7 protein-coding genes are annotated in these 12,245 nt (G+C 73.7%); all 7 read left to right on the forward strand.

Annotation, left to right across the window (positions count from 1 at the left end; translation table 11 throughout):
• Window positions 1-4 precede the first annotated feature (4 nt).
• The 7 genes from ACIP94_RS15035 (at window position 5) to ACIP94_RS15065 (ending at window position 12,231) form a co-directional block, all read left to right on the forward strand.
• A complete protein-coding gene (locus tag ACIP94_RS15035) occupies window positions 5-3,619 on the forward strand; it encodes a hypothetical protein (RefSeq protein WP_402424746.1) in 3,615 nt (1,204 codons plus the stop codon).
• Entirely contained in the window at window positions 3,616-7,047 is a 3,432-nt protein-coding gene (locus ACIP94_RS15040; protein WP_402424749.1) for a right-handed parallel beta-helix repeat-containing protein, read from the forward strand. Before ACIP94_RS15035 ends, ACIP94_RS15040 begins: the two co-directional genes overlap by 4 nt.
• A gap of 156 nt (window positions 7,048-7,203) precedes the next feature.
• Complete coding sequence (locus tag ACIP94_RS15045; protein WP_402424752.1) at window positions 7,204-7,545, forward strand: WXG100 family type VII secretion target; 342 nt, start codon at window positions 7,204-7,206, stop codon at window positions 7,543-7,545.
• Window positions 7,546-7,598: 53 nt separating this feature from the next.
• Entirely contained in the window at window positions 7,599-7,886 is a 288-nt protein-coding gene (locus tag ACIP94_RS15050; RefSeq protein ID WP_402424755.1) for a WXG100 family type VII secretion target, read from the forward strand.
• A gap of 6 nt (window positions 7,887-7,892) precedes the next feature.
• A complete protein-coding gene (locus ACIP94_RS15055) occupies window positions 7,893-8,456 on the forward strand; it encodes a hypothetical protein (protein WP_402424757.1) in 564 nt (187 codons plus the stop codon).
• A gap of 90 nt (window positions 8,457-8,546) precedes the next feature.
• Window positions 8,547-11,732 carry a hypothetical protein gene (locus ACIP94_RS15060; RefSeq protein WP_402424760.1) on the forward strand — a complete coding sequence of 1,062 codons (3,186 nt, stop codon included), beginning with the start codon at window positions 8,547-8,549 and terminating at the stop codon, window positions 11,730-11,732.
• A gap of 58 nt (window positions 11,733-11,790) precedes the next feature.
• Window positions 11,791-12,231 carry a YbaB/EbfC family nucleoid-associated protein gene (locus tag ACIP94_RS15065; protein WP_402424763.1) on the forward strand — a complete coding sequence of 147 codons (441 nt, stop codon included), beginning with the start codon at window positions 11,791-11,793 and terminating at the stop codon, window positions 12,229-12,231.
• Window positions 12,232-12,245: the final 14 nt, after the last annotated feature.

A 12,245-nucleotide genomic window follows, 5' to 3' on the forward strand; every position in this document is an offset into this window, starting at 1 on the left:
GCGGATGCGCATCCGACTGGGCGCGGTCCGGGCGGCGGGCACAGCGTTGCAGTGCCGCGCTGTGGACAACGCGCTGCTGATCCATCCCAAGGGCGAGCCCGACCCGCAGGCCGTCGCGTTCGCCGCGGGGCTGGCGCCGGACCCCCACCACACCGTGGCCGTGGTGGACCTGCCGTTCGGCGCGCTGGAGGACTCGGCGGACGCGGTGGCACGCCTGCTGGAACACCGGGGCCACAGCCTGCGCCTGGTCTTCGGACGTGCCACGCCGCAGGAGTCGCAGCGCGCCGCCCAGCGGATCGCGGACCGGCTGGGCAGGCTGGTGCTGGCTCCGGACGGCGAGGTGCTGCCGACCGATGGCGGCGGCCTGTTCATTCCCAGCGAGCACGGCGCGGGCTGGCTGCGCTTCCGTCCGGGCCGCGCGGCGGAACGCGACTCACGGCGCTTCCCCAAGCCACGCTGGGAGTTCTCCACCTTCGACCGCCCCTGGGCGACCAGCGGCCACGGCCTCGTCGAACCCGTCCCCAGCGGGGTGTGGGTCCGTCCGCACCTCAACGGCTCCCCGCAGAACGGCCAGCGGCTGGTGGACCGTCTGCCGAGCCACCCCGAGATCCTCACCGTGGTCATCGGCAGCCCCGGCGGGCCGCCCGTCACGCTGTCGGACGTGGCCCGTCTGTGGGACACCGTCCTGCCGTCCGCGCGCTCCTGGGTGCGCTTTCTCCACCTGGGACCGGTCGCGCTGCCCGAGGGCGGCGAAGCGCTGGGCCAGGAACTCGCCGATGCCCTCGGCCAGCAGGTGGTGCTGTACGCGGGCGCACCCGTCAAGGCACGGGTCGGCCTCGACTCCCCCGAGGTGGCCTCGTTGCGGCCGGACGGCTCGCTCGGCCACCGGCCGTTCGTCAGCGAGTTGATGTACTTCCCGCGTATGGGCGGCACGCCTGCCCCGCCCGCCCTCTTCGGCCTGCGCAGGCCTCTCGTCGAGGTGCCGGAGATCTCCGCGGGCGTCTACGAGTACGCCCACGACGCGGTGCTGGAGGTCGTGCAGAGCGGACTGTGGATGCGCCCGCCCGTCGAACCCGCGGGCGGTGACGCGGTGCGCCGCATACCGGCGGCACCGGGCTACGCGGCCATCCTCTACGACCGCAGCACCCCCGGCGCGGAAGAGCGCATGCGCTCGCTCGCCGAGGACATGCTCTGGAAGCTCGACCCGGACCGTCGAGAGGGCTTCACGGTCGTGCCCGCGGACGAGCCGGGGCTGCCGGCCACGGTGACCGACGACGCCTATCTGTGGTCGCCGCAGGACCCCGCGGCCTACGGCCCGCAGGCGGTCGCGGCACCCCTCACCAGGCACCGCCGCCCGGCCGAGGTCGCGCCCTGGGTCCCTGCACCCGTGGCCCGGCCGCAGGACCGACGGGAGCGCGCCACCGTACCGGACGGCGTCGCCGGGCAGACGTACGCGCTGAACCAGCTCGATCCGGATGAGTCACCGGCGGTTCGAGTCGCCGCCAGGAACAACGCGGCCCCGGCGGTCGCGCCCGCCTTGGCGCCCCAGGCGGCCAGAACCGAATCCGACGTGCCGTCAGCCGCGCTGCCGCGCACCGAGTCCGAAGGCGGTCGGCCCATATCCGAGGGCGAGGAAGCGAAGGGAGGCGCCGGTCGCGTCGCAACGGTCACCACGGAGGGCGGGAACGTCGCTCCCGGGCGGCTTCCGCACACCCCGCATGGGGGACCGGGCGCCCCGCAGGGTGGGCCGGATATCCCGCAGGGGGGACCGGACGTCCCGCGCGGCGGACCGGAGATCCCGCACGGAGGACCGGACACCGCGCCCGAACCGACGCCCACGGGCGAGCCGCTGCCGCCGCCGGTGCCGCCAGTCGCGCCGAGCGCCGCCCGGCGTCCGGTACCGCCTGCGCTTGCGCCTGCGCCTGCGCCTGCGCCTGCGCCCAACGGTGCTGTCACGCCGGGCCGCCCCAGGCTCCCCGACCTGCCGACCGCGTCCGAGCCCACGCCCGCGGGCGAGCCGCCGCGGAACGACGCGCGCCCCACCGACGCGCGCAAAGGCGCCGACAGGGCCGGCTCCGGCGAGCGGCGGACGCCCGGCCTCCCGTCGCAGCCGCCCGCTCCCGCCCCGCGGCCAGGCCCGGCTTCCGTGCCCGCGGACGCCCCGGACCCCGCGCCGGACGCCCCGCAGGCACCGCACCCGCCCGACGCGGAGGCACCACACGCACCCGACGCGGAGGCACCGAGCACACCTGGCCGGGAAGGGCCGCACACGCCCAACGCGCGGGCGCCATACGCACCCGGCACGGAGGCACCGCGGACACCGCCGTCGGCCCCGGACGGTCCGGGATCCCCCACGCCGCGGGAACCGGAGGCGTCGCAGACGCAGGCACCGCCGGCCTCTCAGGCGGCGCCGGCCTCGCAGGCGGCGCCGGCCTCGCAGGCACCACCGGCTTCCCACGCGTCCGTGCCCGCCGCGCCGAAGCCGCCGGCGAGGGCCATCCCGTCCCCGGCCCGGATGATCCGGCTGGAGTCCGACTCCCCGGCCGCCGAGCCCGCGCGGCCCACCGATCCCGAGCGGCCCACCGATCCGGGTCGCGCGCCGGTGCCGGACGGCTCCGACGGTTCCGACGGTTCCGACGGCTCCGATGCGCCCCTCATGCCTTCCGTCGCACCGGCCGCACCCGGCGCACCCGGGAGCGCCGCCGCCGGCGGCGGCACGGCGACGCCTGCCGCGCCTGCGGCCGGAGCGAGGGTGCGGGTTCAACCGGTGCCCAAGGCCTCGGCCTGCGCCGTGTTGCCCGCAGGCGGCACGAGCAAGGAGCGTGACTGGGTCCGGCGGACCTTCAGCACGCAGTACAACGCGGTCGCGGGCACGGTCTCGCGGGTGATGTCGGAGTCCCCCGGACTGCGGGGCGGGAGTCGCAGTGAGGCGGCCGACGCCCTCACCGATCTGGTGGCCGTGCGGCTCTACCTGTCCGGCGACAGCGGGCAGGTGGACGACGCGGTCCGGTCGGCGCAGGTCGGCCCGCACATCCCGCTGGCCCGCTGTGTGGCGGCCGGGCTGCGCAGGCTGCCGTCCTACCGCGGCGCGGCGCTGTTGCGGGCACCTGCCACGGCGGCGGAGCGCGAGTGGTACCGGGAGGGCCGACTGGCGACCGAGTGGGCGTTCTGCACCGCGTACAGCGCGCCGCGCCCCGGGCCCGAGAACGGCACCGACTTCCTCATCTGGTCGATGACGGCCCGCCGTACCAGCCTGATCGACCCCTCCGAGCCGTACCGGGTGGTGTTCCTGCCCGGCACCACCTTCAAGGTGCTGCGCGCCTCGGACGGTGAAGGCCCAGTCCTCATGCGGGAGTTGTCCCCGTCGGAGATCGCCTCCGACGGCAAGGTGGACGTCCAGCGCGTCCCGCTGGACGAGATCGCCCTGGACGGGCTGGAACGCGCGGCGGGCGCGTTGCGTGCGAACGACTCGGCATCCTCCGAGGGCGGCCCTCGGGGCAGTGCCCGGCCCGAGCAACCCTTCGGAACGCCCCCGGGACTGATCGGTGGAGCGCGGCGGCAGGGTCCGCGCGGCAATGGCGGCGGCGTGAGTGCGCCTGACAAGGGAGCGAAACTGTGACCCGGCCCGTGCTACTGGTGTCCCCGGACCGTCCCGGGGCCTACCGCGCCATCGCCGACGCCCTGGCGGACGCCACCGACGGCGCACTCATCACCATCGCCCCCGGCCGGTACGACGAGACGCTCTACATCACCCGCGCGGTGACCCTGACCGCCGAGGGTACGGGCGGCACGGTGGAGATCGCCTCCGTCTCGGGCAGCACCGTGGTGCTGGAAGCGGAGGCCGTGCAGCTCACCGGCCTGAAGCTGTCCGGCACCGACCGGGACGCCCCGGTCCTCGATGTGCGGCGGGGGCAGGCCGCGCTCGACGGCTGCCGGATCTCCGGCGAGGCGTGGGCGGCCGTGCTGGCCTGGCAGGACGGTTTGGTCGCCCTGCGCGACTGCCATATCACCAACGCCCAGGGCGCCGGCATCGTGATCACCTCCGGCGGCGGCAACGCCGTGGAGCGCTCGCGCATCCACGAGGTCGGCTCGTCCGCGGTCGTGGTGGCCGAGCATGGCCGACTGACGCTGCGCGAAAGCGAGTTGGACCGGGCCCGTGGCAACGGCGTCTGTGTGAACGGCCAGGCCACGGCGGTGGTGGAGTCCACCCGGATCTCCGGCAGCGGCAAGCCCGCGCTGGCCGTCGAGCAGAACGCCCGCGCCGACCTGACCGGTGTCGAGGTCACCGGCAGCGCGGCGCTGGACGCGTATCTGACGAGCACGGCCGAAACGGTGCTCACGCGCTGCTCCTTCTCCGGTTCGGGGGGACAAGCGGTGCATGTCGGCGACGGCAGTGCACCGGTGCTGCGCACCTGCGTGGTCTCCGGCGCCGGACGCGAGGGTGTCCATGTGGCGCCCGGCGGGCGTCCGCGGCTGGAGGGCTGCCGTATCAGCGGCACCCCGGTCGGACTGCTGGTGGAGGCCGACGGGCGCGCCGAGTGCGCCGATCTGGCCGTCGAGGGCGCCGGGACGGCGGCCGTGCACGCGCAGGGCGGTGAGGTGGTGCTGGAGCGCCTGACGGCCGACGGCGGCAGCGGTGCCGCGCTGCGAGCAGCCGGCCCCAAGGCCCGGCTGACCGTGCGGGAGGCCGAGCTGGCCGTCGGCGGACCGGTCGCCGTGGAACTGGAGGAGAGCGCTTCCGCGACGCTGTCGGCGGTGCGGTTGCGCTCCGGCGGCGGCACGGGGCTGGCCCTCGCCTCGGGCTCGCGCGCGGAGGTGGACGGCTCGGCGTTCTCCGGATGTGCCACGGTCGTCGGTGCCACGGCCGAACTGGTCGCCCGGGACACCGAGTTCACCGGTTCGGACAGCGACGGCCTCCGTGTCACCGGGGGCGGCGCGGTCACCGCGGTGGGCTGCCGCATCAACGGCGCGCGCGGCCACGGCGTCAACGTCCAGGCGTCCTCACGGGCCGAACTGACGAACTGCGCCGTCTTCGACAACGGCGGCGACGGTGTGCGCTGCAACACCGACGAACCGGTAAGGGTGCACGACTGCGAGGTGCGCGACAACGGTGGCGTCCCGGTCCGCCAGCTCAAGTCCGACCAGGTGTCGGTGGAGCGGGTGGACACCGGCGGTGACCCGTCCGGTCGTACGGTCACCAGCGCGGACGCCGTCGGCGGTGCGGGCGGCCCGGACGGCGGCCCGAATCCGCAGGGGGCCCGTCACACCGGGACGGGCCCGCTGGCGGAACTGGAGGCGCTGGTCGGTCTGGAGAGCGTCAAGCGCGAGGTCACCGGCCTGATCAACCTCAACAAGATGACACAGCGCCGCCAGGAGATGGGCCTGCCGATGCCGCCCATGAGTCGGCATCTGGTCTTCGCGGGGCCGCCTGGCACCGGCAAGACGACCGTGGCCCGCCTGTACGGCGCCGTCCTGGCGGAGCTGGGCATCCTCAGTCAGGGCCACATCGTGGAGGTGGCCCGCGCCGACCTGGTGGCGCAGATCATCGGCGGTACCGCCATCAAGACGACCGAGGTCTTCAACAAGGCGCTCGGCGGTGTGCTGTTCATCGACGAGGCGTACACGCTGACCAACCAGTCCCGCGGCACCGGCCCGGACTTCGGTCAGGAGGCCGTCGAGACGCTGATGAAGCTGATGGAGGACCACCGCGACGAGGTCGTTGTGATCGTCGCCGGGTACTCCGCCCAGATGGACCAGTTCCTCGCCTCCAACCCCGGTATGGCCTCCCGGTTCGCACGCACGGTGGAGTTCCCCAACTACAGCCCAGAGGAACTGGTCACGATCGTCCGGGGGCTGTGCGCCAAGCACTACTACGAGCTGTCGCCATCGGCCCTGGAGGCGCTCGACCGCTACTTCGAGGACGTGCCGAAGGGCGACACCTTCGGCAACGGCCGTGTCGCCCGGCAGGTCTTCGAGGAGATGATCAGCAAGCAGGCGTCCCGCCTCGCCGCCGAACCGCCCGAGGACGACAGCGAGTTGTCCATACTGACCGGCGCCGACGTGATCACGGTGCCCGTCGACCCGGGCGGTGCGAAGGGCGGTACGGCCTCCCCCGCCCCGCATGCCGGGGGTCCCGCCGCCCCGGTACGGCAGGCGGGATCCGCCGCCACGGCCGCCCCGTCCACGGGACTGCGGAAGCTGGCGGCCATGGCCGGTCTGGACACGGCCCGGGCCGCGCTGCGCACCCGGGTGGAGGCGCTCGCCGAGGCGCGGACGCAGCCGGGCCGGCCGATCTCGGCACAGGCCAATGTGGTGCTGGAGGGCCCCCTGGGCAGCGGCCGGCGGGCCCTGGCCCGGGTGTACGGGCGGTGTCTCACGGAGGCCGGGCTGCTGACGACGGGCACCGTCCACGAGGTGCGGCTGTCGGCCCTCCCCGTGCGCTGGCCGGAGCAGCCCGCCTACCGGCTGGCCACGGCGTTGGAGGAGGCAGAGGGCGGACTGCTGGTGCTGAACCTCGACGACGCCTTCGGCCGCCGCCCGCAGGCCGAGCGCGCCGCGGTGCTCGACGGGCTGGCCCGGCTGGCCGGTACGCCGGGCGGCACGGTGCTGGCGCTGTGCGGCTCGCCCGCGGAGCTGCGGGAGCTGATGCGCGAACGCGGCGATGTCGTCCATGAGTTCGCCGAATACCTCCGCCTCGATCCGTACACCGCCGGCCAGGCCGTCGAGTTGCTGCGACGTCAGTTGCGCTGCTACGGCTTCAAGTTGTCCGAGGAGGCCGCCAAGGTGCTGGCCGCCTCCTTCGAGGCGTCACCGCCGCGCGGGGGCGCCTGGGAGGCTCACCGCCTCGCGGAGCGGCTCGCGGCGTCCGCCCGGACCCGTACCGTCGCCCCCTCCGACCTCCCCCAGCCTCCGGCGGCGCCCGACGCGGCCCCCGGCCAGGTGCCCGCCGATCCGGAGCCGGGTGCGTCCGCCACGGACCCGGCGAGACCGGCGCCGCAGCCGGCGCAACCACCGCATCAGCAAACGGAGTCTCTGGTGCGGACATGAGAAACGTCCGCCACCGCCGTGACGCGCGCTCTTCCGCGCGATCCGGCGGCCGGCGGGTGAACCCCCCACCATCCGGCGCGGATGCGCACCCGTGATGGGTGCGGCATCGCTGTCATCGGCTCCGGCCGGCGCCACAGGACGAGAGAGGACCACACCATGGCACTGACGTCAGTCGAACTACAGGGAATGACCGCCGCCCAGGGCAGCTTCCAGACCGCCCTCGACGAGACCACCGGCTCGTACGCACAGATGGACGGCCAGATCGAGGGTCTGCGGGCGAGCTGGAGCGGCGAGGCCGCGAACATCTACCACAACGCCATGCAGGAGTGGCTGAACGACTTCGACAAGGTGAACCAGGCGCTGCGCACCATGCTGGAGAAGCTGGCGCAGAACACCAACGTCTACGCCAACACCCACGAGAACACCCAGCAGCAGGCGCAGCAGGTCGCGCAGCAGATGAGCTCCGGCAACATCGGCCTGCCGGGCTTCCCCTCCTGACGCCACGTCACCTGACGACATACCAGCCGCCCCACGAAGGAGCCTGACAGCAGATGGCCACGTACACCGTCCAGATGGAGCAGGTCGACTACATCGTCGGCGAGATGAACTCCATCACCCAGCGCATCAACCAGACCCTCGCCGACCTCGACAACCAGGCGAAGATGCACCTGAGCGAGTGGACCAGCGACGCGCAGCAGACCTACGCGCAGGTGAAGGCACAGTGGGACGCCGCCGCCGCGGACATGACCCAGAAGGCCGCCGCCGCCACCCAGATGCTCGGCACCATCAACGAGTACTACTCGAACGGTGAGCGCCAGGGCGTTCAGCTCTGGGGGTGATCTGAGATGGCAGACCGCCCAGCGTACGACCCCAGCACTGATGATCACCATCAGCAGTCGCCCGCCCCGACAGCCCAGCACTACGACGGTGGCACGACGATCGCGGCAGGGCACGGCACCGTGCCTCCGGCCTCGACCTTCAACCCGCCGAACGTGCCCGGCGGTTCGGGAAACCCCGGCAGCGGCACCAGCGTGGACACGCCGTCGATGCTGTTGTTCGCCGACAACATCGACAAGCTGATCCAGCCCACGCGGGACGCCGCCAACGTCCTGCAGAAGGTGCAGGTCGAACCCGGCGCGTTCTACCACGCGAACCAGATCCGGACGAAGGTCAACGGTCCGAACGCCGACGCCGGGCTGAAGGAGCAGTACATCAAGGTCTTCCAGGACCTCGCCCAGGGCCTGGGCGATCTGCGCGACGGCGTGAAGGCGTTGGCGCAGCAGTACACCACTTTGGAAGACGCCGGGCGGATGAAGGCCACGGATCTGCAGAACGCCATGCAGACCACGACCAGTGACTTCACCAGCCTGGTGACCGACGCCGGCGGGTCCGGCGGCGGAGGAAGTTGACCGGTGGTCCTCCCGTCCCCCGGTGCCGTCGCCGGCACCGGGGGACGGCGGGGGCCCCTGACATGGGCGCGAGCAGGAGACTGGGGAGACATGGGCAGCCCGGATTACAACACCGGCGGGTTCAATGACAGCGGCGACGGCATCTTCGGCGATCCCGGAACCGATCCGGGATCGATCGGCGACTACAACTCGTGGGACTGGAAGCAGATCATGGCGGCCATCAACGGCATGTCCGCCGGTACCGGTTCCGCCTCGAACGAGGAACGCGCCAAGGGCATCTCCGACCCCCAGTCCCTGATGGACGCGGCGGGCCACTTCCTCAACGCGCAGGTGGTGCTCTCCGGCATCGCCAAGAGCATCGCCGAGCAGGCGAAGGCGCTGGCCGGGGACAACGGCCCCTGGAAGGGCGACGCCGCGGACGCCTTCCTCGACATGATCAACACCTTCTCCCGCCAGGTGAAGGCGACCGCGGACGTACTGTCCGGCGGTGAGGCGGGCAACTCCGTGCCGCAACAGCTCGCGGACAACTCGGTCAACCTGTACAACGCCCGGGTCAAGATCGCCGACATCGACAACTGGTACGCCAACCAGGCCGTGCGGATGGGCGTCAAGCCCATGAGCAACGGCCTGATCCCGATCCACGAGAAGCCCGAGCTGGTCGAGATGATGACCAGCGACATGCGCGCGGTGCTCAAGAGTCTCGCGGGCGAGTACCAGGTCACCATCGACTCGGTGCACACCCCGCCGCCGGTCACCAGCCCCACGAACAACCCCAACGTACCGAACGACATCCCGAACGTGAACAACCCCGACCTGACCGACCCCGGCAATCTGCCCAACGTCAGTTCGCCGGACCCGCAGCAGTTCTCCGCGCCCGACACCATGGGCACGAACACGCCCACCCTGCCCGGCATGGACCCGATGGAGGCGCTCGCCACCCCCGCCCCGTTCGCCGGCGGCACCGGGGTCGACGGCAAGGCGCCCGGGCTGGACGGTCTCGGAGCCGGCGGCCTGGGCAACGACACCCTCGATCCGAGCGCGCTGGACCAGGCGCTCAACCCGACCGCGTTCCCGGGCGGCAGCAACCTCGACGGCGGACCTGGCCTTCCGAACTTCGCGGCCACCCCCTTCCCCGGCGGCTTGAACACGGGCAAGGCGAACGGACTGCCGCTGGACGGCAACCTCGCCGAGGACCCCTCCAGCTGGGCCGACGGCGCAACTCCCGAGGCGTTCCCCGGCGACACGGGCGTCGGCGGCGCCGGTGGCCTGGGCGCGGGGGACGGCCTCGGCGGGGTCTCCCCCGAGGCGTTCCCCGGCGGCCTCGGTACGGAGTCGGGCCTGCCGAGCGGGCTCAACATGCCGTCGCTGGACAACGCGTTGGAGTCGCCGAACCTCGCCGGGGCGGCGGAGGGCTTCCCCGCCATCGGTGCGGGCGGTATGCCGATGATGCCCGGCATGGGGGCCGGCGGCATGCCCCAGAGCGGTGCCGTCGATCCCAGCGACGCCAGCGGCCTCCTCGAAGCCGACGCCAAACCCTGGACCGGCGACCCCGGCGTCGCCGACGAAATCGGCGGCAAGGGCGCCGAAGCAGGCGGCGACGGACTCGGCCTGCCCCTCGACGAACAGGCCCGGGCCTTCCCCGGCGGCCTCGGCACCGACGAGGGCGTCGGCACGGGGCTGGGCACCGGCGGTATGCCGATGATGCCCGGCATGGGAGCCGGCGGCGCACCTCAGGGCAACGGCACCGTCGACCCCAGCGACGCCAGCGGCCTCCTCGAAGCCGACGCCGAACCCTGGACCGGCGACCCCGAGGCCGCCGGGGAGATCGGCGGGCGCGGGGCACTGGCGGGCGGCGACGGGCTGGGCCTGCCCCTCGACGAGGAGGCCGAGGCTCTCCCCGGCGCTCTTGGCGCCGCGGAGGGCGAGACCCTCGGCGCCGGCGGCATGCCGATGATGCCGGGCGTGGGCGGGGGCAGCCCCGCCACCACGGGAACCACCGACCCGAGCGACGCCTCCGGACTGCTCGCACCCGACGCCGAACCGTGGACCGGCGAACACGGCTCCTCCGACGAGATCGACGGCGGCGCCGAGGCGGGCGGCGAGGGGCTCGTGCTCCCCGGCGCGGTCGCGGCGCAGACCGTGCCCGAGGGCGTGATGATCGGCTCCGACGGGCTGCCCATCACACCGCAGCCGACGGCGCCCGCCGCCGTGGCCGAGGAGCCGACCGTCACCGCGGCGGTCGAACCAGGCATGCCCGGCGTGGCCGCCGCCACCCCCGGCCCCCAGGGGGAGCGGTCCGACGCCTCGGGCCTGCTCTCTCCCGACACGCTGCCGTGGTCGCCGGAGGCGGACCCCGACGGTGGCCTCCCGGTCGTCGCCGCCCACGACGGTCTTGGCGAAGGCGCTGCGCCCGCCACGCTGCTCGGCGCGGCGACGGGGGCGGCGGCCGGGGCCGCCATCGGCGCGGACTCCGCGGATTCCGGGGGGCAACCTGCCGAGCGGCGGCACCGGCACCGGGACGACGAGGCGGCGGTGATCCTGCTGCCGCTGGGCGGCGGCCGGGGCCAGACATCGTCCGCGTCCGCGGACCCCGGCCCCGAGGACCCGGCGGACGGGGACGGGGACGGGGAGGCGACCGAGCTCGTATGGCCGCAGCCGACGGACGAGGACGGGGACGAGGGGGCGAGGGGACCCGTACCGCCGCGCCGGCTCGTCTCCGAGGACCCCTACCACCAGGAGCTGCCGGACGACCATGTCGCGCCGGCACCGTCCGGCGAGTCCGAGGACCCCTACCAGCAGGAGCTGCCGGACGACCATGTCGCGCCGGCACCGTCCGGCGAGCCGGAGGCCGAGAACACCGAGGCGTGGGACAGCGCGGGGTCGTCGTTCGTACCGCTGCTGTGGTCCGTGCCGACCGAGGACGAGCAGGAGGTCCTGGCGCCCGGCTACACCACCGAGGACGAGCACACCTGGACCGGCCAGGCCGGCGCCCCGGTGGAGCAGGAGGCGGACGGCCCCCGGCTGTCCACCTGGCGTCCCAACCGGTCGGCGCCCACCGTCCCCGGTGACACCGTCGTCCCCGCCGTGCCGCTGCGCTCGTTCTCCGGCGACCCCTCGGAACTCGCCGCCGAACTCCCCGCGCAGGAGCCGGTGGAGGACGAGGCGGACGCCGAGCAGGAGCCGGGGCAGCCGAGCCGTGGCATCGCGGACCTGCTGGTCCAGGAGGGCGACACCTGGGGTTCGGCGGCCTCGGACGGGGCCGGAGCGGTCCTGTGACGCCGCCCGCCACACCGGGCCCATATGCCTCCGCACCATCGCATCCCAGGAGACTCATGTGACCAGCCCCTACGACCAAGAGATCGAGGACCTTCTGGCGCTGTACCGCAAGCAGCGCGCGGAGGCCGTCGAGGCCCGGCGCCGGATCAACGAGGTGACCGGCACGGCGACCGCCCCCCGGCAGACCGTCAAGGCGACCGTGAACGCGCAGGGCGAGGTCACCGCGATCGAGTTCCCCACCGGCGCGTACCACCGCATGACGCCGAAGGAGTTGTCGGAGGCGTTGCTGTCGACCATCCGGCAGGCCCGCGCCAACGCCCTGGAGGCGGTCGCGGAGGTGAGTTCGCTCGGTCTGCCGGCCGGGGTCAGGATCACCGACCTGGTGGAGGGCAGGGTCGACGCCACGGCGGTGCTGGAGGACGAGCCGGGCATGCCCGAGTCGGTGCGCGAGTACCTCGCGGGCGGACGCCCGGACGTAGGGCGCGGTGACGCCGGGTGACCCCGGGCACCACA

The organism is Streptomyces sp. NPDC093261, from assembly GCF_044753645.1.
Lineage (GTDB): Bacteria > Actinomycetota > Actinomycetes > Streptomycetales > Streptomycetaceae > Streptomyces.

Coding starts and splice junctions, on each gene's coding strand:
- ACIP94_RS15055 (WP_402424757.1), top strand. CDS start 7,893: ATGGCAGACCGCCCAGCGTACGACCCCAGCACTGATGATCACCATCAG.
- ACIP94_RS15045 (WP_402424752.1), top strand. CDS start 7,204: ATGGCACTGACGTCAGTCGAACTACAGGGAATGACCGCCGCCCAGGGC.
- ACIP94_RS15035 (WP_402424746.1), top strand. CDS start 5: ATGCGCATCCGACTGGGCGCGGTCCGGGCGGCGGGCACAGCGTTGCAG.
- ACIP94_RS15060 (WP_402424760.1), top strand. CDS start 8,547: ATGGGCAGCCCGGATTACAACACCGGCGGGTTCAATGACAGCGGCGAC.
- ACIP94_RS15050 (WP_402424755.1), top strand. CDS start 7,599: ATGGCCACGTACACCGTCCAGATGGAGCAGGTCGACTACATCGTCGGC.